This is a genomic window from Aeromicrobium sp. 50.2.37 (assembly GCF_024655735.1).
Lineage (GTDB): Bacteria > Actinomycetota > Actinomycetes > Propionibacteriales > Nocardioidaceae > Aeromicrobium.
In genome coordinates, this window is sequence record NZ_JANLGG010000002.1 from 144185 (window position 1) to 170373 (window position 26189).

Below are 26189 nucleotides of genomic sequence, written 5' to 3' on the forward strand. Positions count from 1 at the left end.
GTGCACGAAGGCCCCCGGTGATCCCGGGGGCCTTCGTCGTTCTCGGGCACCTGGGCCCCGCGGATGCCGGCCGTCGGAGGTAGGCCTGGCACCCATCAGCGGCTTCGAAAGGTGTCACACCTACCGCGAGCCATGTGATTCGGTGCGTCATCCACCTCCGGCACGCTGACCGCTCGACGTCAGCGCCGTCGGGCGGCAGCGACCTGCAGGACCATGCGCTCGACCGCGTAGGCGGGCTCGGCCGCGCCACCCTTGACGTCGAGGTCGGCCTGGGCGACCGCGTCGAGAGCGCGGGCCAGGCCGGTCGCGTCCCACCCCTGCAGCTGTCGACGCAGCACGCGGATCTTGAACGGGGGCGCGCCGACGTGACGGGCGAGCTCCCCCTCACCCAGCCGCGGTGGGGCGTCGGCGAGGCGGGCGAGCTGGCGCAGGCCGGTGGCGAGCGCGCTGGTGACCAGCACCGGGGCGACCTTGGCGGTCTCGGCCCAGCGCGCCTGCTCGAGCGCCACGTTGATACGTCCGTCGATGGCGGCGTCGGCGATCTCGTAGCCACGGACGTCGGCCCGACCGCCGAAGTAGCGCCGCACGACCTCGACGGTGACCTCGGTGCCGGAGTCGAGCGTGGCGGCGAGCTGGTCGGCGGCGCCGGCCAGGGCGCGCAGGTCCTGCCCGACGGCCGCGACGAGGAGCGTGGCCGCCTCCTCGTCGATGCGGGTGCCCAGCTCGCGCAGCTCCGTGGCCACCCAGCGCGCATGGTCGCGCTCGTACTTGGGAGCCTCGTGCTTGACCTCGTGCACCGACGACTGGGCGCGTAGCTTGTCGAGCAGGCCCTTGCCCTTCTGGCCACCCCCGTGGACGAGGACGACCGCGACGTCGGGGCTCGGGTCGGCGGCGTACGCGAGCAGCTCGCCCTGGGCGACGTCGGGCAGGTCCTGCAGCTCGGTGAGCACGAGCCCGCTGACGCTGCTGAACAACGACGGGCTGGTCAGCCCCGAGATCTCGCCCGCACCCAGCCCGCCGGACGTGGCGGTCGCGACGTCGCACTGCGGGTCCTCGGCCTTGATCGCCGCCACGGCTCGCGCACGGGTGCGGTCGGACAGGTACTCCGCGCTGCCCGTGATGAGCAGGATCTTCCCGAACGGCGACGCCACGGGACCACCCTAGTGTCCGCCGACGACAGGCCGTCCGCCCGACGCAGGCGTACGCTCGCGCCATGCCGATCGACACCGACGACGTCGCCGCCCACGCCGACGACGCGTGGGTGGACCACCTGGTCCGCTTCGGCTTCGTGGCGTATGGACTCGTGCACCTCGTGGTGGCCTTCCTCGCCCTCCAGCTGGCCCTCGGCGACCCGAGCGGCAAGGCCGACACCAAGGGGGCCCTGGCCGAGCTCGCGCAGCAACCGTTCGGTCGAACGATCCTGTGGCTGGTCGTGGCCGGCATGGCGGTACTGGTGCTGTGGCGCGTGCTCGAGGCCGCCCTCGACCACCGTCAGGACGACGGCGCCACCCTCTGGGCGCACCGTGCGGCCGACCTGCTGAAGGCCGTCATCTACGGCGTCGTGGGCTGGAGCGCAGCGCAGGTCGCCACCGGTTCCGGTTCCGGCTCCGGCGGCTCGGGCAACGAGACGTGGACGGCTCGCCTGCTGTCGCTCCCGGCAGGCGCGGTGCTCGTGGGGATCGTCGGCCTGGCGGTCATCGGCTACGGAGCCTGGACCGCCTGGCGCGGGCTGAGTGAGCAGCACCGCGACCACCTGAAGCCGGAGGGACTCAGCGGCACCTCGGGCGACGTCCTCCTGCGCCTCGGCACCGCCGGTCACCTGGCCAAGGGCGTCTCGATCGCGATCGTCGGCGGACTGTTCTGCTTCGCCGCCCTGACCCGCGACGCCGACCGCTCGGGCGGCCTCGACGAGGCTCTGCACACCGTCCTGCAGCAGCCGTTCGGGCCGTGGCTGCTCGGTCTCATCGCCATCGGGATCGGCCTCTACGGTGTCTGGTGCCTGGCCCGGGCGCGCTACCTCGACCGCTGACCGCTCCCCCGAGCGACGACCGACAGCCTGCCGTCGCGCACGACCACCGCGACGTCACCCTCCTCGTCGGTGCGGTGCGCCAGCGTGCCGGCGTCCCGCAGCATCCGCAGGGCGGCGGCGGTGGGATGGCCGTAGTCGTTGTCCGCACCGACCGAGATCGTCGCCACCGAGGCACCGACCGCCTCGGTGAACCGGGACGAGGTGTCGGCGCTCCCGTGGTGGGCGACCTTGAGAACATCGGCACGCAGGTCGGTGCCCGACCGGGCGAGACGATCCTGCTCGACCTCCCCCACGTCTCCCGTGAGCATGAGCACCACGCCACGCACACGCACCCGCAGCACCACGCTCGCACCGTTGCGGTCGAGGTCCGCACGCGCGCGGGCGCTGTCGGCAGGCGCGGCCCGCGGCCACAGGACGTGGGCCGTCACGTCCCCCACCGTGAACCGGTCCCCGCGTGCGAGGGTGCGCGACGGCACCCCCTCGACCCCGACACCGGGACGGCCCACGAGCACCACGCCGAGGTCGCGCCCGGCAGCGACCCCGGAGCGACCACCCACGTGGTCGGCGTCCCCGTGGGTGAGCACCAGCGCCGGCACCCGCCGCACCCCGAGGCCACGCAGGCACCGGTCCACGTCGGCCGGCGCCATGCCGGCGTCGACCACCACCGCCTCGTCGCGACCGGACCGGATCACCGTCGCGTCCCCCTGACCCACGTCGCACGCCACCATCACCCAGCCCGGAGGCGGCCAACCAGGGCTCGGTGGGCGGACCATGGCCACCGCGAGCCCCAGGCACAGCCCGACGACCAGCACCGGATGCGGCGCGGCGCGCCACCCCCACCACAGGGCCACCGGCACGAGGACGAGCAGCGACCACCACGGGCGTGACCAGGCCAGGCTCGCCCCAGGGAGCGACGCGGCGTGGTGCGCGACCAGCACGATCCATCCCGCGCACGCCGCAGCACCCGTGCCGAGCACCGACGCGACGGCCGGGGACACCAGGTCCGCGAGACCGGCCAGCAGCCCGAGGACCGTCGCCGGCGCGACCACGGGCGCCGCCAGCACGTTCGCCACCACGGCCACGATCGAGACCTCGGCCGAGATGGCTGCGATGACCGGCGTGCAGGCCGCCTGGGCTGCCAGCGGCACGGCGACGGCGATCGCCGCCCACCGCGGCAGCCAGCGCTCCAGCGCGCGCACGAAGGGTGGCGCCAGCAGCAGGATGCCCGCGGTCGCACACACCGAGAGCACGAACCCGACGGCTCTGGAGAGCCACGGGTCGCAGAACAGCAGCGCGACGACCGCGACGCACAACGCTCGGATCCCGCCTCGCGACCCCAGACCCAGCGCAGCGAGCCCGACGACACCCATCCCCGCCGCCCGCAGCACGCTGGGCTCCGGCCGGGCCAGCAGCACGAAGCCCACGACGCCCAGCAGCCCGATCACCAGCAGCAGCCGCGGTGGCGCACGCCCGGCGCGGGCGACGGCCAGCACCATGGCGAGCACGATCGTCAGGTTGGTGCCGGAGACGGCGAGCAGGTGCGTGAGGCCGGTGCGGCGGAACTCCTCCTCCACCCGCTCGGGCAGGGCGGCGTCGTCTCCGACGACGAGCGCAGGGACGAGCGCCGACGGCGCCGGAGGCATGTGGTCGACCGAGCCTCGCACGCCGGCGCGGACCCGCTCGGACGCCGACCACCACCACGCCGCACCCTGGACCACCGACCGCTGCGTCACCTGGAGCGTGGCCGTGTCGCGGTGGTCACCGGGCGGTCCGAGCCGCCCCCGGAGCACGAGCCGACGACCGACGACGAGGTCCTCGTGCGCGTCACGCAGGAACGCCGTGACCGGGTCCCGGACGCCGTGCACCCGCCCATGACGGTCCTCGACCCGCAGCACCAGCAGACCGACCACGGTCCCCTGGCTCCCGACCGACTCGAAGACCCGACCGTCCCGGACCACCTGGGCCTGCACCGTGACACGCTCGCGCGACGCCGCCAGCTCGGCCACCGGCGTCGCTCGGACGTCGCCGAGGCGCCACGCGGCCGACGCTGCCACCGCCGCCACCGCGACCGCGACGAGGGCCAGTGCACGGAACCGACCAGCAGCCGCCCCACCCACGACCACCGAGACGACCGCGACGACCAGGACGGCCACCGGTCCTGCCCCGACGGCCCAGGCCGCCACGGCCCAGACGGTCACGGCGGCCGGCACCAGACGGAGGTCCATCAGCGGATCCGGCCGCCCGGTCGGCGCCGACCGCTCACACCGTCACGCGGTCGCGCAGGTCCTCGAGGGTCTTCTCGCCGATGCCGGACACGTCGAGGAGGTCGTCGACGGTGGTGAACCGGCCGTTCTCCTGCCGCCAGTCGAGGATCGACTGCGCCGTCACCGGGCCGACCCCGGGCAGGGCGTCGAGCTGCTCGAGGGTGGCACTGTTGAGGTCGACCGCTCCCCCGCCGGCCCCGCCCGCGCCTGTCGTGGCACCGGCGGCAGCCGGGTCCGCAGGCTCGACGCCGACGAGGATCTGCTCGCCGTCGACGAGCTGCCGGGCCAGGTTGATGGTGGGCTCCTCCAGCGTGCCCTCGATGCCGCCCGCCTTCTCGATCGCCTCGAACACCCTGGACCCGGCAGGCAGGGTGACGATCCCGGGGTCACGCACCTTGCCCGCGACGTCGACGACCACCTCGGCCGAGGCATCTGATGCCGCTCCCTCGGCGGGAGTGTCGCCGGTCGCATCCGCGCGCGCCGACACCTGGAGCGGACGATCGACGTCGGACGTGCGGGGGCGCTCGGCCACCAGCCACCAGGTCAGCAGCACCCCGGCCGCCACGGCGGCGGTGGTGGCCATCCGCAGGTGGCTGCCGTGCAGTCCCCGCGGACGACGCGGAGCGGCGGCTCGTCGCCGTCCGCCACCGCGTGACGCGGCCGTGGCCTCGTGCTCCTCGTCGTGGTCCACCGAGGTGGAGCCACCCACCAGCCGGTCGAACGGGTCGTCCGGGTGGGTGGCCTCGAACGACGCGGTGAGCTGGGCGAGCCGACGTCGGGCGACCTCGGCCCGGGTCTCCTGGGGCGGTGCTGGACGTGGTGTGCTCACTCCTCGACGGTAGGCAGCGTCGCCGCTGCCCGGCACCTGTCGGCGCAGCGCTGTGGACAAGCCGTCACGAGGGTCGGGAGACCCTGTGGACGGCCACGCCGCGCCGCGAGCGGACCGGCGGACTCAGCGGGGCGTGACGGTGACGGCGAGCATCCCCGGTCCGACGTGGGCACCGATGACGGCGCCGACCTCGTTGACCGGCACCTGCTCGCGGCCGAGCAAGGCGGCCAGACGATCGGCGACCTGCTGCGCGAGCTCGGGGTTGTCCAGGTGCTGCACGCCGATGTCGAAGCCGTCCTGAGCCTTCTCGGCGGCCTCCACGGTGAGCGCCTCCAGCCGGGCGACCGCCTTGCTGGTCGTCCGGACCCGCTCGAGCGGCTCGACCAGGCCGTCGCGCAGGGTGAGCAGCGGCTTGACCGCGAGCGCCGACCCGATGAGGGCGGCCGCCGCCCCGACCCGACCGCCGCGACGCAGGTACTCCAGGGTGTCGACGTACATGAGCACGGTCGAGCTCTCCCCCGCAGCCAGCGCGGCACCGACGGCCGCGGCCTCGTCGCCGCCCTCGCGGACGACGCGCGCCGCCCGACCGGCGGCGAAGCCCGTGGCGATCCCCACCTGACGGCTGTCGACGCACATGACCGGGATCGACGCCTCGCGCGCGGCGAGCTGCGCCGAGTCGAACGTGCCGGAGATCTCCGCGCTGAGGTGCACCGACACGACGGCGTCGTGACCCTCCGCCGCCAGCCGCTCGTACACGGCACCGAACTCGTCGGGCGTGGGCCGGGAGGTGCTGACCGGCACGAACTCCTTGAGCGCGGAGGCGACGTCGTCGGACGTCGCGTCGACCCCCTCGGTGAAGGTGGACGCGCCGATGACCAGCTTGAGCGGGACCACCGTGATGCCCTCGCGCTCGGCGTCGACGGGGTCCAGCGAGGCGGTGGAGTCGGTCACCACCGCGATGCGACGCCGGCTCCCGGCAGCGCCGCTCACACGACCACGTTCACGAGCTTGGGGGCCCGCACGATGACCTTGCGCACCTCGCGGCCGTCGATCGAGCGCTGCACGTTCTCCTCGGCCAGCGCCAGCGCGGTGAGCTCGTCGTCGGTGACCTCGGGCGCGACGTCGAGCTTGGCGCGTACCTTGCCCTGCACCTGCACGACGCACGTGACGGTGTCCGCGACGAGGAGCGCGGGGTCGGCCTGGGGGAAGGCGGCCCGCGTGAGCGACGTGTCGTGACCCAGCAGCGACCACAGCTCCTCGGTCACGTGCGGGGCGAACGGCGCGAGCATGAGCACGAGCGGCTCCAGCACCGACCGGCTCGCCACCGACGCCTTGGTCAGGTGGTTGGTCAGCTCGATCAGCTTGGCGATCGCGGTGTTGAACCGCAGCGCGTCCATGTCGGCCGAGACGCCGTCGATGGTCCGGTGCAGCGCGCGCAGGGTGTCGCGGTCGGGCTCGGTGTCGTCGGCCTTGACGTCACCGGACTCCTCGTCGACGACCAGGCGCCACACGCGCTGGAGGAACCGCTGCGAGCCGACGACGGCGCGCGTCTCCCACGGTCGCGACTGGTCGAGCGGGCCCATGCTCATCTCGTAGACCCGGAACGTGTCGGCGCCGAACTCGTCGTACATCTCGTCGGGCGTGACGACGTTCTTCAGGCTCTTGCCCATCTTCCCGTACTCGCGGGAGACCGGGCTCCCCTCGTACGTGTAGGTGGTGGTGCCATCGTCGGCCACGTGCTCGACCACCGCGTCGGCCGGCACGTAGGTCCCGCGCGCGTCGGTGAAGGCGTAGGCCTGGATGTAGCCCTGGTTGAACAGCCGGTGGAACGGCTCCTCGCTGCTCACGTGCCCCAGGTCGAACAGCACCTTGTGCCAGAACCGGGCGTAGAGCAGGTGCAGCACCGCGTGCTCGACCCCGCCGACGTAGAGGTCGACGCCGCCGGTGGCCTTGGCGTCCGTGGGACCCATCCAGTAGGCCTCGTTGGCCGGGTCGACGAGGGCGTCGGCGTTGTGCGGGTCGAGGTAGCGCAGCTGGTACCAGCTGGAGCCGGCCCAGTTGGGCATGGTGTTGGTGTCGCGGCGGTACCGGCGCGGTCCGTCGCCCAGGTCGAGCTCGACGTCGAGCCAGTCGTGCGCGCGGCCGAGCGGGGGCTCCGGCTCGCTCGTGACGTCGTCGGGCTCGAACGTGCGCGGCGAGTAGTCGGGCACGTCGGGCAGCTCGACGGGCAGGAGGTGGTCGGGCACGGCGTGCGGGTGGCCGTCCTCGTCGAAGACGATCGGGAAGGGCTCGCCCCAGTAGCGCTGGCGCGAGAACAGCCAGTCGCGCAGCCGGTAGGTGGTGGTGCCGGTGCCGCGACCCTTCTCCTCCAGCCAGGCGATGATGCGGGACTTCGCCTCCGCGACGCCCAGTCCGTCGAGGCTGACCTCGTCGTTGGCCGAGGCCGTGGCGACCCCGTCGCCGGTCCAGGGCAGGTCGTCCCCGCCGGTGACGACCCGAGGGGTCGACAGGCCGAACGCCGTCGCGAACTCGAAGTCGCGCTCGTCGTGCGCCGGGACGGCCATGATGGCGCCCGTGCCGTAGCCCACGAGCACGTAGTCGGCCACGAAGACCGGCACGCGCTCGCCGTTCACCGGGTTGACCGCGAAGGCGCCGGTGAAGACGCCCGTCTTGTCCTTGTTCTCCTGGCGCTCGACGTCGGTCTTGCGGGCCGCCGCGTGGCGGTACGCCGCCACGGCCTCCGACGGGGACGCCGCGCCGGCGGTCCACCGGGGGTCGGTGCCGTCGGGCCACTCGTCGGTCAGGATCGCGTCGACCAGCTCGTGCTCCGGCGCCAGCACCATGTAGGTGGCGCCGAACAGGGTGTCCGGCCGGGTCGTGAACACCCGGATCGTGGCGTTCTCGACCGCGGGGACGTCGAAGTCGACCTCGGCACCGTGCGAACGACCGATCCAGTTGCGCTGCATGAGCTTGACCGGCTCCGGCCAGTCGACGCGCTCGAGGTCGTCGACGAGCCGGTCGGCGTAGGCCGTGATGCGCATCTGCCACTGGCGCAGGTTGCGCTGGAAGACCGGGAAGTTGCCGCGCTCGCTGCGGCCCTCTGCCGTAACCTCCTCGTTGGAGAGCACGGTGCCGAGCGCCGGGCACCAGTTGACCGGCGACTCGCTGACGTACGCCAGACGGTGGGGGTCGATCACGGCCGGGTCGTCGGTGCCCAGCTTCTCGCGCAGCTCGGAGATCGGCCGTGCCCGCCCGGCCTCCTCGTCGTACCAGGAGTCGAAGATCTGCAGGAAGATCCACTGCGTCCAGCGCACGAAGTCCGGGTCGATCGTCGCGAACGACCGTCGGGAGTCGTGGGCGAGCCCGAGCCGACGCAGCTGGCGCCGCATGTTCGCGATGTTCGCGAGCGTGTTGGCGCGCGGGTGCTCACCGGTCTGGATCGCGTGCAGCTCGGCCGGCAGGCCGAAGGCGTCGTAGCCGAGCGTGTGCAGCACGTTGCGGCCCTTCATCCGCTGGTGCCGGCCCACGACGTCGGTGGCGATGTAGCCGAGCGGGTGTCCCACGTGCAGGCCCGCGCCGGAGGGGTACGGGAACATGTCCATCAGGTAGTACGTGGACTCCGAGACCGCCGTCTCCCCGGCCAGGTCGCCGACCGGGTTGGGCGCGTCGAAGGTGCCGTCGTCGGCCCACCGCTCCTGCCAGCGCGCCTCGATCTCGGCGGCCAGCGCGGCGGTGTAGCGGTGCGACGTCACGGGACTGGACGTCGATGGGCGGTCGGTGGTGCTCACCGGACGATGCTACCGACGCACCGCGCACCGCTCGGCACCCGAGCCCGCCTCGTCGCGGGAGGTCGGCGGACCGGAACCGGGACGCCGCTACGCTCGCCCTCATGCGTCAACGCCTCGCCCGCTTCGTGATCCGTCGCATGGGCTACACGATGAAGGGGAAGACACCGCCCTCGGGGATCCTGGTCGGTGCCCCGCACACCTCGAACTGGGACTTCGTGACGATGCTGCTCGTCATGTGGCACGACGGCGCCCACCCGCGCGTCCTCGTCAAGAAGGAGCTGTTCAAGGGCCCGCTCGGCTGGCTGCTCAAGCAGCTCGGAGGCATCCCGCTGGACCGCGACAACGCCGCCACGGTCGTCTCCGACCTGGCCGCCGAGGCCACGTCGGGCGAGCCCTTCCGGCTCGTGATCGCGGCCGAGGGAACCCGCTCCAAGGGCGAGTACTGGAAGTCGGGGTTCTACCGGCTCTCGCAGCAGACCGGCCTGCCGATCACGCTCGCGTTCTTCGACCCGCCGACGAAGACGATGGGCTACGGCCCGACGTTCAGCCCGAGTGGCGACGTGACGGCCGACATGGACCTCGTGCGCGCCTTCTACGCCGACAAGCTCGGCATCAAGCCCGCCGACGCCACCGTCCCTCGCCTGCGCGAGGAGTAGGCCCTACGACCCGTCGGAGGTGCCGGCGGACTCGTCGGCCGGCGTCGGGACGACGAGCGGCTTGAGGCGCACCCAGGCGAGGAAGATCGCCGCGACCACCAGCATGCCGATCCCGGCCCAGAGGTTGATGTTGAGCCCGTCGCCCTTGGCCAGCTCCTCCTCCGTGGCCCGGAACAGGCCCAGGCAGGTGAGGATCAGCCCGTACAGGCCGAGCAGGCCGCCGATGAGGGTGCGGACGTCGAACGCGCCCGCGGTTTGCTTCTCCGCCATGGCCGGCTCCTATCGGAAGATCACGTTGAGGACGACGACGATCGCGAGCCCGATGCCCGCCAGCTTGACCGGCGACTGGTACCAGGGAAGCACGCCCTCGTCGGGGTCGACGAGGTCCTCCTTCGGCGTCAGCGAGTAGACGAGGCCCACCAGCTCCTTCTCGGGCTTGGCCGCGGTCGCCATCGTCACGGCCACGCTGACCACGATGTCGACGGCGAAGGCCGCTCCGGCCGCCACGAAGGACGCGCCCTGGCCCGACAGACCGATCACGCCGAGGCTCAACGGCCCGAGGGCGTCCTCGCTGAGGACGGCCACCAGCACCGCTGCGGCCGTGCCGGCCACGAGCCCGGACCAGCCGGCCGCCGCCGACATCCGCTTCCAGAACATGCCGAGGATGAACGTGGCGAACAGCGGGGCGTTGAAGAACCCGAAGAGCGTCTGCAGGTAGTCCATCAGGTTGTCGTAGTTCGACGCGATCAGCGCGGTGCCGATGGCGGTCACCGTCGCGCCGACGGTCGCCAGTCGGCCGACCCGGAGGTAGTAGCCGTCCTCGCGGTCCTTGACCACGTACTGCTGCCACAGGTCGTAGCTGAAGACCGTGTTGAACGCCGAGATGTTGGCCGCCATGCCCGCCATGAACGACGCGAGCAGACCGGCGAGCGCGACGCCGAGCATGCCGTTGGGCAGCAGGTCGCGCATCAGCAGGAGGATCGCGTCGTTGTAGGTGGCACCCTGGGCGTCGCCTCCGGACTTCAGCGAGGCCAGCTCGGGCACCACGATCGCCGCGATGATGCCCGGGATGATGACGATGAACGGGATAAACATCTTCGGGAAGGCGCCGATGATCGGCGCCCGCCGGGCGGCCGACATCGACGAGGAGGCCATCGCGCGCTGGACCTCCACGAAGTTCGTGGTCCAGTAGCCGAACGACAGCACGAAGCCGAGTCCGAGCACCAGGCCGACGACCGACCAGAACGGGTCGTCGATGCCGGTGAGGTCGGTGCCGGGCCACGACGACAGCTGCTCCGGACCGGGCTGCACCTGGTCGACGATGCCCTGCCAGCCACCCACCTTGTGCAGGGCGATGATCGTCAGCGGCACGAGGGCCGCGACGATGACGAAGAACTGCAGGACCTCGTTGTAGATGGCCGCGGAGAGGCCACCGAGAGCGGTGTAGCTGAGCACGACGGCGGCCGCCGCGACGAGCGAGACCCACAGCGGCCAGCCGAGCAGCCGGTTCACGATCGTGGCCAGGAGGTAGAGGTTGATGCCGGCGATCAGCAGCTGGGCGATCGAGAAGCTCAGGGCGTTCACCAGGTGGGCGCCCGTGCCGAAGCGGCGACGCATGAACTCGGGGACGCTTCGCACGCCGGAGCCGTAGTAGAACGGCATCATCACGACGCCGAGGAAGAGCATCGCGGGCACCGCGCCGATCCAGAAGTAGTGCACGGTCGCCATGCCGTACTCGGCGCCGTTGGCGCTCATGCCCATGATCTCGACCGCACCGAGGTTGGCCGCGATGAACGCGAGCCCCGTCACCCAGGCGGGCAGCGACCTGCCGGACAGGAAGAAGTCGATGCTCGTCGAGACCTGGCGCCGCGCCAGCACCCCGATGCCGAGCACGACGGCGAAGTAGATCGCCACGATCGTGTAGTCGAAGAAGTCCGCGTCGAGCCGGAACGAGCCGTCCGCCGCCGCCAAGGACGGTCCTGCGAGTGCGTGCACCACTCCCCCTTTCATGGTTCATCTCTGCAACGAGATGGACCAGCAGCACCGTACGCCCGCCCGGGCTTGCGCGCGCGTCGGGGCCTGGCCACCTCCGGCGACGACGTCTCGACCGAGAACGCGGCCCCGGGGTGGTGCGGTGCACGTTCCACCGTCCCGGCGCCGAGACGGTGGAGAGCCCACCGGACGTCGCCGTTCGGTGGAGACGTCACCGCTCAGGGGGCTAGCTGAGGGCGCAGTAGGCCTCGACCTTCGGGGTCGGGCCCGAGACGATGAGCTCGTCGCCGGTGGTCACGAACGTGTCCGCCTTGGCGTAGGTGAAGTCCTCGCCACGGGTCTTCAGCCCGACGACGGTCACCCCGTACTTCTGGCGGACGTTGGAGTCCGTGAGCGTCCGGTCGACGGTGCACTCCGGGGCCCTGGTCCGGGCGATCGCGAAGCCGTCGTCGAACTCGATGAAGTCGGTCATGGTGCCGGTGACCAGGTGGGCCACCCGCTTGCCCATCTGCGACTCCGGACGGATCACGTGCGTCGCTCCGACCCGCTCGAGGATCGCGGCGTGCTTGCCGCTGATCGCCTTGGCCCACACCTCCTTGACGCCGAGGTCCAGCAGGCCCAGCACCGTGAGCACGCTCGCCTCGATGTCGGTGCCGATGCCCACGACGGCGACGCCGAACTGCTCGGCGCCGATCTGCCGCAACGCCTCGGTGTCGGTGGTGTCGGCCGCCACGACGTGGGTGAAGTCGCTCGCGTACCGCTGGACGATCTCGGGACGCTCGTCGACGGCCAGCACGTCGTGTCCGAGGTGCACCAACGATCGCGCCACGGCTGAGCCGAAGCGACCGAGCCCGAGGACGATGACGGGTGCGTTGGTGGGGGTGTCCTTTGCCTTAGCCAATGATCGGTTGCTCCTCGGGAAGGTGGTAGCGCGGTGCGCGCCGCCTCAGGACGAAGGCCGACGCAGCCGCAATGGTGCCGACTCGGCCGATGAACATCAAGACCGTGAGCACCAGCTTGGCGCTGTCCGGCAGATCAGGGGTGATGCCGGTGCTCAGACCGGCGGTCGCGAACGCGGACGTGCACTCGAACAGGACCTGCTCGAAGGGCAGGTCCGTGAGCAGCATGACCAGGAGCGTGGTGGAGGTGACGAGCATGACCGAGATGAGGGCGATCGAGAGCGCCGTGCGGACCACGCGGGGGCCGACGGACCGGTTCCCGACCGTCACCTCCGGGTCGCCGCGCAGCTCGGCGAGGATCACGAAGGCCAGCAGCAGGAAGGTGGTCACCTTGATGCCGCCGGCGGTGCTCGCGCTGCCACCGCCGATGAACATGAGGATCGTGCCCACGGTCAGGGTCTCCCCCGACACCGCACCCCAGTCGAAGCTGTTGAGCCCGCCCGATCGCGGCATGATGCCGCCCTCGATGCCGGTCACGATCTTGTCGTGCAGCGACATGGGGCCCAGGGTCGCCGGGTTCGCCCACTCCAGCGCGAGGAAGACGGCCGCACCGACGACGAGCAGCGCGATGGATCCCCACACGGTCAGCCGGGTGTGGATCGTCCAGCGAGCCGGCGTCCGCCACTCCTTGAACAGCTCGGCCAGCACCGGGAAGCCCATCGCGCCCACGAACACCGCCCCGCAGATCGGGAGGATGATCAGGCCGTCGCCTGCGTACCCGATGAGGCTGTCGCTGTTGAGCGAGAAGCCGGCGTTGTTGAAGGACATGACGGCGTCGAAGACGCCGTGCCACAGCGCCGTGGACAGGTCGTCGAAGTACTCCAGCCGGTACCGCAGGGTCAGCACCGCAGCGACGGCGCCCTGGAAGCCGAACATCATGACGGCGACGCGGCGGAACAGCGGCCGCACCTCGCCGATGTTGACGACGTGCATGTCGGCCTGCGCGACGAGGCGGGTGCGCAGCCCCAGCCTGCCGCCGATGAACAACCCGAGCACGGTGGCCAGGGCGACGATGCCGAGGCCGCCGAGCTCGACGAGGACGAGGATGATCGCCTGGCCGAACGGGCTCCAGTAGGTGGAGGTGTCCACGGACGCGAGGCCGGTGACGGTGACCGCGGAGGACGAGGTGAACAGCGCGTCCACCAGGTCGACGCGACCCTCGGAGCTGCGGGCGTGCGGCAGCAGGAGCAGGAGCGTCCCGAGCAGGATCAGAGCGAGGAACGAGAGCGGCAGCAGCCGTACGGGATGCGCGATGGCAGCCGGGATCCTCGGTCGTGGCACCAGACGACCGTACCCCTACCAGAGGCTCTGGGCCGCCGATCCCGCTGCTACCGTCGCCGGATGCCTTCCAGCCCCTCTGCCGTCGCCGGCCGGCTGGCCCGAGTGGCCGTCTCGCGCTCCGGCGTGACGCTCCTGCTGAGCCTCGCTCTCCCCGCCGTCGCCCTCCTGCTCGTCCTGGTGGTCGACTCCGTGGCCACCGAGCGGGTCGCCCTCGCCCTCGTGGCGCTCTCGCTCGTCGGCGAGTACCTGCTGCTCACCGGTCCGCCCGCCGTGCGGACCGGGCTGCACCAGGCCTCGCTCGGCATCCCCGTCCGTTTCGTGGTGCGGCTCCTCGCCGTGCTCACGCTCCTGAACCTGCCCGACGGGCGCGCGGCCCACACGTCGACGGCGTTCGTCGGTCTCGCGGTGCTCGTGGCCCTGTGCGGGCGCGCCCTGCACCACGAGTACCGCCGGGTCGGCTCGCTGCGCCCCCTGCGCACGCGCAACATCCCGGGTGACCCGTCCATCGCGGCCGAGCCGCCGGCGCGGGTGCTCGAGGTGTGCCTCGCCCAGGCGGCCGTGCTCGTCGTCGGTCCCCTCGGCGCTCCGTTCTGGGCGGTCCTGCTGGTCGGCGTGCTCGCCGTCGCCGCCCTGGCCTACGTCACCGTCCCCGACGCCCAGGCGTCGTGGCGGATGCGCCAGGCCAAGCGCGCCACCGGCTTCACCCCGGCCCTGCGCCAGGTGCAGGACTTCCTCCACGACTACCGGCCCGAGGTGGTGCTGCACCTCAGCGGTCCGCTCGGCTCGGCCTACCAGGTCAACACCTGGCTCGAGTCGCTCGAGGCCCTCGACCGTCGCGTGCTGGTGGTTCTGCGCGACGCGCCGCTCTTCGACACGATCCGTGAGACCGCACTGCCGACCCTGCAGCTGGGCAACGCGGGCGAGCTGCTCATGCTGGACTTCGCCAGCGTCCGCGTCGCCCTCTACCCCTCGAACACGGGCAACAACATCCACCTGCTGCGCCTGCCGCACATCATGAGCGCGTTCGTGGGCCACGGCGACAGCGACAAGTCGGCCTCGGCCAACCCGTTCTCCCGGGTCTACGACGAGCTGTGGGTGGCCGGGGAGGCCGGTGCCGACCGCTACCGCAAGTCCGGGCTGGGCATCCACGAGAGCCAGTTCCGGTTCGTCGGCCGCCCCCAGGTGCACTCCATCTCCTCGAGCCCGCGGGTGGGCGAGGAGGAAGTGCCGACGATCCTCTACGCCCCCACCTGGGAGGGCGTGAACACCCTTCAGGAGTACTCGTCGGTCTCCGCCGTCGGGGCGAGGATCGTCGAGGCCGTCATCACGTCACCCACCCCGGCACGCCTCGTCTACAAGCCGCACCCCTTCACCGGCCGGCGTGACGCGAAGTACCGGGCCGTCGACGCCGCGATCGCGGCACGTGTGCGCGCGGCGGCGGCCTCCTCCGGCATCGACCACAAGGTCGTGCGCAGCGGCCCCATCGAGCCGTGGTTCAACCGCGCCACGGCCCTGTTCACCGACGTCTCGAGCGTGGTCTCGGACTTCCTGGCCAGCGAGAAGCCGATCGCCGTGTTCAACCACACCGGGCACGGCGACGCGCCGCTCGACGAGACGACCTTCCGTGCCGAGTACCCCTCCGCGTCGGCCGCCACCGTCGTGGCCCCGGACGGCACGGGTATCGAGGAGCTCGTGCAGGTCGCCACCGGTCGGATCGCCGACGAGCGCGCGGCCGAGCGGACCCGCCTCGCCACCTACCTCCTGGGGGCTCCTGAGAAGCGCACCCTCGAGTCCTTCCGCGCCAGCGTCGAGGCGTTCATCGCCCGCGCGGAGACCGAGCGCGAGCAGTACTTCGGCCAGACCCAGTCCCATGACCCGAGCGACTCCGACGACGGCCTCGGCGACGTCGAGTAGGCAGCGTCAGGGCCTCCCGGTGACGGGCGTCCCGGACGGTAGGGTGGCCCGGTGACCGAGGCACCCGACAAGATCGCGATCGCGATCGTCACGTTCAACCGGTCCGCGTTCCTCGCCGAGCTCCTGCAGAGCGCCGCGGCGATGACGACGCCGGCGTGGCGCATCGTCGTCGTCGACAACGCCAGCACCGACGACACCCAGCAGGTGATCGCCGACGCCCAGGCCTCGTTCCCCGACGGCGTGCTCGTGAACCGCCGGCTCGACACGAACACGGGCGGCTCGGGCGGGTTCAGCGAAGGCACCCGCGTGGCACTCGAGCTGGGTGCCGACTGGGTGTGGCTGATGGACGACGACGTCGAGATCCTCCCCGACGCGCTCGAACGCTTCGCCCCCTGGATGGAGCGCTTCGGCTGCATCCACGGCCGGCGCTACGACTTCGACGGATCACCCTTCTACTGGCAGGCGAAGTTCAACCAGTTCCTCGGCGTCCCGCTCCCCTACAGCGTCAAGGACTTCGACCGCGGGGGCTACGCCGTCACGAACTCGGGCACCTTCGAGGGGATGCTGGTCAGCGCCGACGTCGTGCGCCTCATCGGCCTGCCCGACCCGCGCTTCTTCATCTCCTGGGACGACGCCGCCTACGCCTGGCTGGCCGCCCAGCACACCACGGTCGTGTACGTCGACGAGTTCGTGCTCAAGCGCAAGCGGGAGCAGCAGCAGGTCAACCTGGGCATCCGGCACCTCAACGACGGGTCCCCCCTGTTCCGCTTCCACGTGATCCGCAACCGCGCCTACGTCGGCAAGTACTTCCGCGAGTACGGCAAGCTCAACCGCCTCGGCTTCGGCCTCGGCACCGCGCTGACCCTCGCCAAGGAGGTGTTCCGGCTCGTCGTCGTGCAGCACACCCTCAAGGGCGTCGGCGACCTGGTCCGGGGGTTCCGCGCCAACCGGGCGATCTGGCGCGACGACACGTGGCGGCCGATGGACCCGGCCGACGTCCCGCCGGCCCTCCCCCCGGCCACCGAGCCGGAGGTGCGGCGATGACCGACCTCGTGGTGGTGGGTGCGGGCTTCTTCGGGCTGACCGTCGCCGAGCGGATGGCCGAGCAGGGTCGCCAGGTGCACGTGGTCGACCGTCGTGACCACATCGGCGGCAACGCCTACTCCGAGGCCGAGCCGCGGACCGGCATCGAGGTCCACCGGTACGGGGCGCACCTGTTCCACACCTCCAACGAGCGGGTGTGGGAGTACGTCAACCGCTTCACCGCGTTCACGCCCTACCAGCACCGCGTGTACTCCACGTATCGCGACGAGGTGTTCCCGCTGCCCATCAACCTGGGCACGATCAACCAGTTCACGCGCTCGTCGATGACGCCCGCCGAGGCGCGTGCCTGGGTGGTCGAGCACGCCGCCCGGCAGACCGGGACCCCGGCGAACCTCGAGGAGAAGGCGATCAGCCTGATCGGCGAGCCGCTCTACGAGGCGTTCATCAAGGGCTACACGGCCAAGCAGTGGCAGACCGACCCCACCGAGCTGGGCGCCGAGATCATCAGCCGCCTGCCGGTCCGGTACACCTACGACAACCGGTACTTCAACGACACCCACGAGGGTCTGCCGGTCGACGGGTACACGGCCTGGCTGGAGCGGATGGCCGACCACCCGAACATCACGGTCACCCTCGACGTCGACTTCCTCGACCCTTCCTCGGCCGTCTCCAAGGACGCCACGGTCGGCCAGGTGCCGGTCGTCTACACCGGGCCCGTCGACCGCTACTTCGGCGACGCGCACGGTCCGCTGTCTTGGCGCACGCTCGACTTCGAGACCGAGGTGCTCGGCGTCGGGGACTTCCAGGGCACGTCGGTGATGAACTACGCCGATGCCGACGTCCCGTACACGCGGATCCTGGAGTTCCGCCACTTCCACCCCGAGCGCACCCACTACCCCGACGACGCCACGGTGATCGTCCGGGAGTTCTCGCGGTTCGCCGACGGCGCCACCGACGAGCCGTACTACCCGGTCAACACGCCCGCCGACCGCGAACGTCTCCTCGCCTACCGCGCCCTCGTGGCCGACGAGCCCGACGTGCACTTCGGTGGTCGGCTGGGCACCTACCAGTACCTCGACATGCACATGGCCATCGGCTCGGCGCTGTCGATGGTCGACAACGCACTGACCCGATGACCCCCGCACGAACGCCGGTGTCCGGGTGAGCGGCGCACGGGCAGGTCTCGCGATCCGGGTACGCCTCTGGCTGATCGGCCGGATCCGACGCTCCCGCTTCCTGCCCACCGGCATGCCCGACAAGCGGGTCGACGTCGCCGAGCTCGAGCAGCCGCTCGCCGCCGACGTGATCGTCTTCCACCCCACCGGCCAGGACACGCTGTACCAGCTGCTGCCGTGGCTGCCGGCGTTCCGCGCCCTCGGCACCACGCACCCGGTCACCATCGTGTTCCGCGACTCCCGCACGGCCGCGGCGGTGCGCACCGCGCTCGCCGGGAGTGGCGACGACGCCGGCGTGACGTGCCTGACGCTCGCCACCTACGGGCAGCTGGACGCCATCCTGAGCCGCAGCCGGGTGCGGCTCGCGCTCTACGTGAACCACGACCCGATCAACTTCGAGTGCCTGCGCTTCACCTCTCTCGCCCACGTCTACCTCGGCCACGGCGACAGCGACAAGGGCGTGTCGGTCTCGAACCAGGTCAAGGCCTACGACTACTGCTTCCTCGCCGGCCGAGCCGCCCTGGAGCGCACGGCCACGCACGTGATGGACTACGACGCCGAGCAGCGCAGCATCCTCATCGGCCAGCCCCAGCTCGACGGCTCCCCCAACGTCGTACCCGCGCCCGACCCGGCCGGGCGACCGACGGTGCTGTACGCCCCGACGTGGGAGGCCTCGCAGCCGTCGGTGTCGTACGGATCGGTCGACGTCCTGGGCCTCGAGCTCGTCCGGGCCCTGCAGCCGACCTACCGCGTCGTCTACCGCCCGCACCCCCTCAACGGCGTCGTGCGGGCCGAGTACGGCGCGGCCGACGCGGCGGTCCGCGAGGCGGCCGACCGGGTCGACTTGCGCGTCCCGCTCGAGCAGTCCTTCGCCGACGCCGACCTGCTCGTGACCGACGTGTCGGCGGTCCCCCTCAACTGGCTCCCCACCGGCAAGCCGATGCTCGTGACCGTGCCGGGGGTGCCGACGCCGGCGAGCCGCATGCTGGAGCTGCTCCCTCGCGTCCGCCACGCTGACGACCACGCCGCCCTGGTGGCGCACCACCTCGCCGACGACCCGACCCGCCAGGCGCGGACGGCGCTCGTGTCCCACTACCTGACCGACGTCACCCCTGGCGCTGCCACGCAGAGGTTCGTCGACGCGTGCGAGCAGGTCATGGCCCGACGCGACCGGCTCTGGGCCGAGAAGCAGGCCCTGGGCGCCACCGGCCCGTAGCGCGGGACCGCTCAGCGGGCGAGTCCGGTGCGACGCAGCAGGCGCGTCAGGTGCCACCGGCGACGGTTCACCCACTGCGCGGCCACGAGGAAGCGACGCTCCAGCTCGCGCAGCCGACCCGGGTTCTCGGGGCTGAAGGCGAAGTGGCGGTACATCAGCCGCCGCAGCCGGTTCATCCAGCCGGCCGGGACCTCTCGGTACGGCAGCAGTCCCAGCGACGACCGCTGCCCGAGCAGCTCCTCCACCCGCGCGACCCACGTGTCGTCGTCGGGATGGTGGAAGTAGTTGTCCTCGAGCCAGTCCGGGTCGGGGTGGCGGAAGCGTCCGGCCACCAGTTCGTCCGAGCCGACCAGGAGGCCGCTGCCCTTCAGCACGACGTTGATCTGCGCAGCGCCCACCCCGTAGTCGTCGAGGGCGATGACCGGCACGTCCGCGGCGACGGCCTCGAGCACCGCGGTGGAGCTCACGGTCACCAGACCCACCGCCCGGCGCAGCTGGGCACGCATGGAGCCGCTCTCGACCACCAGGTTGCCCGGGAGGTCCTCACCCGCGACCCGGCGCTCGGCCATCAGGTCGGGGTAGGAGACCTGTTCGTGGTGGGTCTGGGACTCGCCGTCCTGCGCCCGGACCTTCACCACCACCTCGAGCCGCGGGTGGGCACGAGCGGTCTCCACGAGGCGGTCCAGCAGGTGCGCACGGTCACGGCGACCCGACGGCACCTGGGCCTGGGCGGCGAAGACGATGCGGTCCCGCGGCAGCTCCGACGGGTCCGCTCGCATGGCGTCCGCGCCCGCAGCGACCGGGGCACGGTCGATGAAGGGCATGGTCGCCAGCTCGAAGCCCAGCGGCACGGCCAGCCGGCGGCTCGCGACGGCGAACTCGCGCAGCTCCCGACGGCTGTGCACGACGAAGACGTCGACCGAGCGTCGGAACCCCAGCCCGTAGGGCAGCACGGGCACGGCGATGCCGGCGAGCCCACTCACCAGCACCGGTCGATCGGGCGTGTTCGCGACCAGGGAGACGGTGGCCTGCACCGTGTAGCCGCGAGCGGCGAGCAGCAGCACGTCGGGCCGCCACTGCTCGAGCAGCCTCTTCAGGTCCCCCAGCCCGACCACCTCGACGGTGTCGTCCTCGAACCGGGTGCCCTCCAGCGCATCCGCCAGCTGACGCGGGCTGGGCAGGGCGCTGCTGCGCGCGACGACGAGCAGCGCCCCCCAGTCCTTCGGCAGCCGCCCTGCGAGAGCGGCGCCGTACTTGACGTAGGAGTCCGAGTCGGTGACGACCAGGACCCTGGGCCGGGGACGGTCGTCGACGTCCGCGGCCGTGCCGTCGGTGTGGGGGCGGGACCCCGTCACGCACCCACCGTCGACGTGTCCCGACGCAGTCGCTGCATCGGCTTGTGCTCGCCGGGCATGACCCGCTTCACGCCGTCGCCCATGGCCTTCTCGAGCACGCGGATGTCCCGCGTGAGGCTCATGAAGCCGTGCGGCTCCAGGCTGGCGGCCTGGTCCGAGCCCCACATCGTGCGGTCGAGCGTGATGTGCCTCTCGACGGCCACGGCACCGAGGGCCACCGCGGCGAGCGAGATCTGCAGGCCGCGCTCGTGGCCCGAGTAGCCGACCGGCACGCCGTAGCGCTCCGCGAGCACCGGGATCGTGCGCAGGTTGGCCTCCTCCGGGGGCAGCGGGTAGGTCGACGTGGCATGCAGGACGATCAGCTTCTCCGTGCCGAGGATCTCCACGGCCGCGTCGATCTGCTCCAGCGTGCTCATGCCGGTCGACAGGATGATCGGCTTGCCGGTCGAGGCCAGCTCGCGCAGCAGCTCGTGGTCGGTCACCGACGCCGAGGCGACCTTGTGCGTCGAGACGCCCATGTCCTCGAGGAACTGCACCGAGGGGACGTCCCACGGCGACGCGAACCAGTCGACGCCCTGCGCCGCGGCGTGCGCGGCGATCTCGGCGTACTGCTCGGTCTCGAACTCGACCTTGTAGCGGTACTCGAGGTAGCTCATCTCGCCCCACGGCGTCTCGCGACGCGTGTGCTTCATGTCCTCGGGCGTCGCGATGTCGGGGGTGCGCTTCTGGAACTTGACCGCCTGCGCCCCCGCGAGGGCAGCCACGTCGATGAGCTTCTTGGCGACGGCGACGTCACCGTTGTGGTTGATGCCGATCTCTCCGATGACGTACGTCGGGCGGTGACGCCCCACGATCTCCTCACCGATCTGTACCCATTCACTCATGGTCGGGCCCTTCTTCTTCGTGGGTGGTCGGATGGTCCTGCGTGATGCTGTCGTGCGGGTCGGCGAGCACGCGGTCGGCGAGCTCGCGGACGGCACCGTCGCCACCTCGGCGGCGGAGCACGTAGGGGGCCGCCACGCGGGCGGCGGAGTGGGCGCCGGCGGGCACGACCGGCCAGCCGACGGCGCGCAGGCACTCGACGTCGTTGACGTCGTTGCCGAGGTAGGCGACGTCGGCGAGCGGGATGTCGAGGTCGCGTGCCCAGGCGGTGAGAGCGGCGATCTTGTCGGTGCACCCGGTGATCGCGTCGACGCCGAGCTTCTCGGCCCGGGCGCGGACGACCGGGTTGGTCTCGGTGGAGAGCACCAGCACCGGGATCCCGGCCTCGCGCAGGCGTCCGATGCCCAGGCCGTCGGACCGGCTGACCACCACGGACTCGACGCCGTGGGAGTCCAGACGGAGGCTGTCGTCGGTGTGCACGCCGTCGAAGTCCGTCACGACGGCGCGTGCCCGCAGCGGGCACGACGCCGGGTCGCTGTTCTCGGCCTCGCGCCTCGTGAACAGCTCCTCGGCCAGCCGCAGGTCGTGCTCGGTGTCGATCTCGAGCGCGTCGCGCGGGGAGACCTCCACCATCTCGAGGCGTCCGAAGAACCGGTGACCGTGCTCGAGGAACCCGTGGGTCCGCATGGCGTAGAAGGCACCCGTCTCGGTGAACTCCGGGGCCCGGTCCTGGCGACGCTGGCGGCGGCGCTTGTCGTGGTTCACGCCCTCGGGACCGTCGGGGCCGAGCCGCCACACGTGCTGCTCGGTGCGGACCACGCTGAAGGCGACGTCCGACCCGCCGGTCGTCACGCAGGCCACGGCGCGGTCGACGTCGTCGGGGTCGATGAAGGGGCTGGTGGCCTGCACGAAGACCGTCACCTCGGGGACGGCGCCGCGGGTGCCGAGCGCGGCGAGGGCGTGGCGCAAGGCCGACTCCGACGACGCCTCGTCGCCGGCCAGGCGCGCCGGCCGGTCGATCACGAGCGCTCCGGCCGCGCGGGCGGCGTAGGCGATCTCGTGGTCGTCGGTGGAGACCACCACCTGGTCGACCGACGACACGGCACGCAGGGTCCGGACGGCGCGCACGACCAGCGGCTCGCCGCCGAGGGGCCGCAGGTTCTTGCGCGGCACGCCCTTGGAGCCACCGCGTGCGGGGATCACGGCCACCACGCCGCCGCGGCGCACCGCGGGACGCGACGAGGACGGTGCAGGAAGCGTGTCGACGCCGACGGACGTCGGGTCGAGGTGACGCTCGAGGAGCTCGGTCATGTCGGTGACGCTAGGGAGGCCGTCCGTCCGTCAGGTGAACGCCGCGGCACCCGCCGACGAACGTCGATCGACCACCTCGAGGGGTCCGTGGGCCACGAGTCGAACCGTGGACCAACAGTGGGTGAACCACCCCGCGCCGAGGCCGGAGCGCGCGAGGATCGTGGCTACCGTGGCGCCGTGAACGCCATGGAACAGGCCCGCCGGACGAGCCCGGCCGCCGCCACGACCGTCCGCGCACAGGCCCCGGTGCGGGTCGTGGCGATCGCCGGGTTCGACTCGCAGCTCAAGTGGTCCGCGGGAATCTGCCGAGAGCTGGAGAGCCGCGGGGCGCAGGTCGAGGTGCTGGCGCCGCGGGGTCGCAGTGCGCTCTCGGACCAGCAGGTCCGCGACGTCGGCTTCAGCACGGTGCGCACGGCCGACTGGGACGACCTCGTCGAGGCAGCCGCTGCGGCGGACGTCGTGGTCTGCGCGCTCGCGGGACCGCAGGTCCGGCGGCTCACCATCGCGTTGGCCGAGCGTCCCCTGCAGCCGGGTCCGGTCGTCGTCGCTGGCTGGGTCGGGATCATCATCGAGAAGATCACGGCCGGCTACCTCGACCGCTGCGGCGCCGACGTCGTGGCGGTGAACGCCCGGCACGAGCTCGACCAGTTCCGCTTCACCGCCCAGCGGCTCGCCGTCCCGGACGGGAACCTCGTGCTGAGCGGCCTGCCCTTCCTCTCGTCGCGGCCCCGGCCCCAGCGGGAGACGCCGGTGAGGACGGTGCTGTTCGCCGACCAGCCCACGGTGCCCTCCGGCGCCGGGGACCGCACCTACCTGTACCGCCGCCTCGTCGAGCACGCCCGCCGACACCCGGAGCGCGAGGTCCTGCTCAAGCCGCGACACCGACTCGGCGAGGACACGTTCCACCGGATGCACCACCACCCGGAGCAGCTGCTGGCCGACGTCGACCTGCCGCCGAACTTCCGGATCGTCTACACCTCCATCCCCGAGCTGCTGCCCCGGACCGATCTTCTGCTCACGGTCTCCTCGACCGCGTGCCTCGAGGCGGTCGACGCGGGCTGTCGCGTCGCACTGGTGCTGGACCTGGGCGTGCACGAGCGGCTGGGCAACCACGTCTTCCTCGACAGCGACCTGCTGCGCACGTTCGACCAGATCGACGACGACGACCTCGGCACGCCCGCCGCGGCCTGGGTCGACAGCTACTTCGGAGGCCGGGCCTCGTCGTCGGCCGGCACGATCGTGGACCGGGTCGAGAAGCTGCTGGCCAGTGGCGAGCGGCCTTCCCGACTGGTCCACGCGTCGCCGTACTTCCGCGCTGCCGTCGAGCTCGAGGCGGCACGCGCCGCCGGGTCGCTTACCCGCTCGCCGGGACCGTGGGCCCGGCGTCGCCACCGGTACGGCGTCGTCCGGGGCACCGTCGTGCACGCCGGCACCCAGCTGCTCCCGCCGGCCCTCATGCGGCCCGTGCGGCACCTCTACCGGCGTGCCCTCGGCCGGATCTGAGCGTCAGCTGCCGCCGCCGATGGCGGCCGGACCGTCCGCGCGGCGGATGTCGATGATGTGCCCGGTCTGCGGCGAGAGGAGCACGTCGAGCGACCGCAGGGCGACGACCTCGGACTCCAGCAGGGTGCCCTCGGGCTCGGCCCCGAAGGCCTTGGTGCGCATGGGCGTGCCGGTGCGCTCGGGGTTCACGCAGTTCACCCGCACCTCACCGGCCCACTCGTCCGCGAGGGCCTGGGTGAGGTTCACGGTGGCGGCCTTCGCCGAGGAGTACAGGGAGTAGCCCTTGCGGCCGCGCGTGTACGACGACGACGTGAACAGCAGCAGCGAGCCGTGGTGCTTGGCCAGGTGCGGGTAGAACTCCTGCGCGATGAAGATCGGGGCCAGGTAGTTGATCTCGGTGGCGGCCCAGATGGTCTCCTCCGACGTCTCGGCGAGGTCGCCGATCGGCAGGACCCCGGCGGTGTTGACCACGAGGTCGATCCGACCCGACTCGGCCAGCACCTTCTTCGCGGCCGCGGCGACGTCCTCACGACGGTCCACGTGGGTGTTGGTCGAGGAGCGGGAGAACGTGTGCACCGTGGCGCCGTGCTCGCGCGCCAGCGCGGCGATGTCGCCACCGATGCCGTAGGAGCCGCCGAAGACGACCATGACCTTCCCCGCCAGCGCCTCGCGGTACTGGTTCTCGTCGAGCTCGTCGGGGGCGTCCGCCGAGGCCAGCTGGAACAGCTTGTCGGCGATGTAGACGTCGATCGGCTCGGTGACCTTCATGTTGCGCTCGTGCCCGGCGACGACGGTGATCGGCACCTCCGGCAGGTAGCGCAGCACCACGGTGCAGTCGTCGGTGGCCGTGAAGTCGGGGTCCTCCCAGGCGCGGTCGTAGGCGCGGCGGATGACGGAGGACCGGAAGGCCTGGGGCGTCTGTCCCCGGCGCAGCAGGTGGCGCGGGAGGACGTCCTCGATGCAGCCCGAGGTCGCGTCGACCTGCACCACGGTGTCGGCCGACGGGATGGCGGTGTCGACCGCCTCGTACTCCTGCAGGGCTGCCACGCAGTCGTCGATGATCGTCTGGGAGACCAGCGGGCGGACCGCGTCGTGGAACAGCACGTTGCACTCGTCGTCGCCCAGCGCGGCCAGCGCGCGACTGGTGGTCTCGTTGCGGGTCTCGCCGCCCTCGAGGATCTGGGTCACCTTGTCGTAGCCGCCCGCGTCGACGATGGCCCGCACCGGGTCGAGGTGGCCGGGCGTCATGAGGATGACGATCTCGTCGATGTTCCGCGACGCCTGGAACGCGGCGACGGTGTGCTCGAGGATCGTCTTCCCGGCGATCTTGATGAGCTGCTTGGGGATGGAGAGCCCCACCCGGGTCCCGGTTCCACCGGCGAGGATCACGGCCACGTTGCGCAGTTCGGTCACCCGAGGAAGGGTACCTGCGTTCACGTCGGCGTCGCCCACCGTCCTCCTGCCGCTCGCTCCGCTGCGCCAGGCTGGCCGCCATGAGCGTGCGTGCCCTTGTCCTGGCGGACACCGACTCCTACGTGAAGTGGGGTGCGACGCTCGCCTCGACCACGTCGTGGACGTCGCGCCTCGCCGTGCTCGACGGCCACGCCGCACCGAGCCGACGTCAGGTCGCCGATGCCGCCGACGGCTCGGGGTTCGACGTCGAGCAGGTCACCTGGACCGACGCCGACGCCCTGCGCGAGACGCTCACGACGTGGCGCCCGGACGTGCTGGTCCTCGCCGTGCGCGCCCATGCCGTGCCGCCGGTGCTCCGTCTGCTCGACGACGCCCCCGGCCGACCGGTCGTGATCACGGGCGTGGCCGGGGTCTGCGTCCCGGTGCAGTGGTACGACGTGAACCTGCGGCGCGGCGCCGACGTCTTCGTGGTGCACTCGCGCCGCGAACGACGCGACCTGGCGGGGGTCGCCGCGCGGCACGGCGTGCCGCACCGGGTGGCGCTGGCGACGCTGCCGTTCCTGCGGGTGGCCGCCCGC

Annotated in this window: 21 protein-coding genes; 8 read left to right on the forward strand and 13 right to left on the reverse strand. The window is 71.9% G+C overall.

Going from position 1 to position 26189, the window contains the following annotated elements:
* Positions 1–179: 179 nt before the first annotated feature.
* On the reverse strand, positions 180–1151 hold the full coding sequence (holA, locus tag NUV38_RS02370) for a DNA polymerase III subunit delta (protein WP_257727580.1): 972 nt from the start codon (positions 1149–1151) through the stop codon (positions 180–182).
* A 62-nt stretch (positions 1152–1213) separates the two neighbouring features.
* Between holA and NUV38_RS02375 the strand changes: the two genes are divergently transcribed.
* The gene (locus NUV38_RS02375) at positions 1214–2029 is read left to right on the forward strand and encodes a DUF1206 domain-containing protein (RefSeq protein ID WP_257727581.1); all 816 of its coding nucleotides are present in this window, start codon (positions 1214–1216) and stop codon (positions 2027–2029) included.
* On the opposite strand, the gene NUV38_RS02380 is transcribed toward NUV38_RS02375, so the two are convergent.
* The 4 genes from NUV38_RS02380 to leuS form a co-directional block, all read right to left on the reverse strand.
* Positions 2014–4254: a DNA internalization-related competence protein ComEC/Rec2 gene (locus tag NUV38_RS02380; RefSeq protein ID WP_257727582.1), complete on the reverse strand. Its 2241-nt coding sequence runs from the start codon at positions 4252–4254 to the stop codon at positions 2014–2016. The two genes, NUV38_RS02375 and NUV38_RS02380, sit on opposite strands and share 16 nt — an antisense overlap.
* 34 nt (positions 4255–4288) lie before the next feature.
* The gene (locus tag NUV38_RS02385; protein WP_257727583.1) at positions 4289–5122 is read right to left on the reverse strand and encodes a ComEA family DNA-binding protein; all 834 of its coding nucleotides are present in this window, start codon (positions 5120–5122) and stop codon (positions 4289–4291) included.
* Positions 5123–5245: 123 nt separating this feature from the next.
* Positions 5246–6073: a DegV family protein gene (locus tag NUV38_RS02390; protein ID WP_257727584.1), complete on the reverse strand. Its 828-nt coding sequence runs from the start codon at positions 6071–6073 to the stop codon at positions 5246–5248.
* Positions 6074–6108: 35 nt separating this feature from the next.
* On the reverse strand, positions 6109–8910 hold the full coding sequence (leuS, locus tag NUV38_RS02395) for a leucine--tRNA ligase (protein WP_257727585.1): 2802 nt from the start codon (positions 8908–8910) through the stop codon (positions 6109–6111).
* 101 nt (positions 8911–9011) lie between these two features.
* Between leuS and NUV38_RS02400 the strand changes: the two genes are divergently transcribed.
* Entirely contained in the window at positions 9012–9566 is a 555-nt protein-coding gene (locus NUV38_RS02400; RefSeq protein WP_257727586.1) for a 1-acyl-sn-glycerol-3-phosphate acyltransferase, read from the forward strand.
* A 3-nt stretch (positions 9567–9569) separates the two neighbouring features.
* Here NUV38_RS02400 and NUV38_RS02405 read toward each other — a convergent pair whose 3' ends face one another.
* From NUV38_RS02405 to NUV38_RS02420, 4 genes are all read right to left on the reverse strand, one after another.
* A complete protein-coding gene (locus NUV38_RS02405) occupies positions 9570–9836 on the reverse strand; it encodes a hypothetical protein (protein ID WP_257727587.1) in 267 nt (88 codons plus the stop codon).
* 9 nt (positions 9837–9845) lie between these two features.
* Positions 9846–11561, reverse strand: coding sequence for a sodium:solute symporter family protein (locus tag NUV38_RS02410; RefSeq protein ID WP_374625810.1), 1716 nt, complete (start codon positions 11559–11561; stop codon positions 9846–9848).
* A 223-nt stretch (positions 11562–11784) separates the two neighbouring features.
* Entirely contained in the window at positions 11785–12459 is a 675-nt protein-coding gene (locus NUV38_RS02415; RefSeq protein WP_257727588.1) for a TrkA family potassium uptake protein, read from the reverse strand.
* Positions 12452–13798: a TrkH family potassium uptake protein gene (locus NUV38_RS02420; protein ID WP_257727589.1), complete on the reverse strand. Its 1347-nt coding sequence runs from the start codon at positions 13796–13798 to the stop codon at positions 12452–12454. Before NUV38_RS02420 ends, NUV38_RS02415 begins: the two co-directional genes overlap by 8 nt.
* Before the next feature lie 60 nt (positions 13799–13858).
* Between NUV38_RS02420 and NUV38_RS02425 the strand changes: the two genes are divergently transcribed.
* Genes NUV38_RS02425 through NUV38_RS02440 form a run of 4 tightly spaced genes read left to right on the forward strand, consistent with a single transcriptional unit; the run spans position 13859 to position 19147 of the window.
* Positions 13859–15712 carry a CDP-glycerol glycerophosphotransferase family protein gene (locus tag NUV38_RS02425; RefSeq protein WP_257727590.1) on the forward strand — a complete coding sequence of 618 codons (1854 nt, stop codon included), beginning with the start codon at positions 13859–13861 and terminating at the stop codon, positions 15710–15712.
* A 51-nt stretch (positions 15713–15763) separates the two neighbouring features.
* Positions 15764–16756, forward strand: coding sequence for a glycosyltransferase (locus NUV38_RS02430; RefSeq protein WP_257727591.1), 993 nt, complete (start codon positions 15764–15766; stop codon positions 16754–16756).
* Positions 16753–17892 carry a UDP-galactopyranose mutase gene (gene glf / locus NUV38_RS02435; RefSeq protein WP_257727592.1) on the forward strand — a complete coding sequence of 380 codons (1140 nt, stop codon included), beginning with the start codon at positions 16753–16755 and terminating at the stop codon, positions 17890–17892. The genes NUV38_RS02430 and glf overlap by 4 nt, the downstream gene beginning before the upstream one ends.
* 25 nt (positions 17893–17917) lie before the next feature.
* Positions 17918–19147, forward strand: coding sequence for a CDP-glycerol glycerophosphotransferase family protein (locus tag NUV38_RS02440; protein ID WP_257727593.1), 1230 nt, complete (start codon positions 17918–17920; stop codon positions 19145–19147).
* Between the two features lie 11 nt (positions 19148–19158).
* Here the strand turns inward: NUV38_RS02440 and NUV38_RS02445 are convergent, their stop codons facing one another.
* The 3 genes from NUV38_RS02445 to NUV38_RS02455 are packed head-to-tail and all read right to left on the reverse strand — an operon-like array spanning position 19159 to position 22695.
* A complete protein-coding gene (locus NUV38_RS02445) occupies positions 19159–20502 on the reverse strand; it encodes a DUF6716 putative glycosyltransferase (protein ID WP_257727594.1) in 1344 nt (447 codons plus the stop codon).
* On the reverse strand, positions 20499–21386 hold the full coding sequence (locus NUV38_RS02450; RefSeq protein ID WP_257727595.1) for an N-acetylneuraminate synthase family protein: 888 nt from the start codon (positions 21384–21386) through the stop codon (positions 20499–20501). The genes NUV38_RS02445 and NUV38_RS02450 overlap by 4 nt, the downstream gene beginning before the upstream one ends.
* A complete protein-coding gene (locus tag NUV38_RS02455; RefSeq protein ID WP_257727596.1) occupies positions 21379–22695 on the reverse strand; it encodes an acylneuraminate cytidylyltransferase in 1317 nt (438 codons plus the stop codon). Before NUV38_RS02455 ends, NUV38_RS02450 begins: the two co-directional genes overlap by 8 nt.
* 186 nt (positions 22696–22881) lie before the next feature.
* On the opposite strand from NUV38_RS02455, the gene NUV38_RS02460 reads away from it, so the two are divergent.
* Entirely contained in the window at positions 22882–24198 is a 1317-nt protein-coding gene (locus NUV38_RS02460) for a DUF6716 putative glycosyltransferase (RefSeq protein WP_257727607.1), read from the forward strand.
* Positions 24199–24201: 3 nt separating this feature from the next.
* On the opposite strand, the gene NUV38_RS02465 is transcribed toward NUV38_RS02460, so the two are convergent.
* A complete protein-coding gene (locus NUV38_RS02465; protein WP_257727597.1) occupies positions 24202–25611 on the reverse strand; it encodes a bifunctional cytidylyltransferase/SDR family oxidoreductase in 1410 nt (469 codons plus the stop codon).
* Between the two features lie 80 nt (positions 25612–25691).
* Here NUV38_RS02465 and NUV38_RS02470 point away from each other — a divergent pair.
* Positions 25692–26189: DUF6716 putative glycosyltransferase (locus NUV38_RS02470; protein WP_257727598.1), on the forward strand; the 498-nt coding region annotated here is incomplete at its 3' end.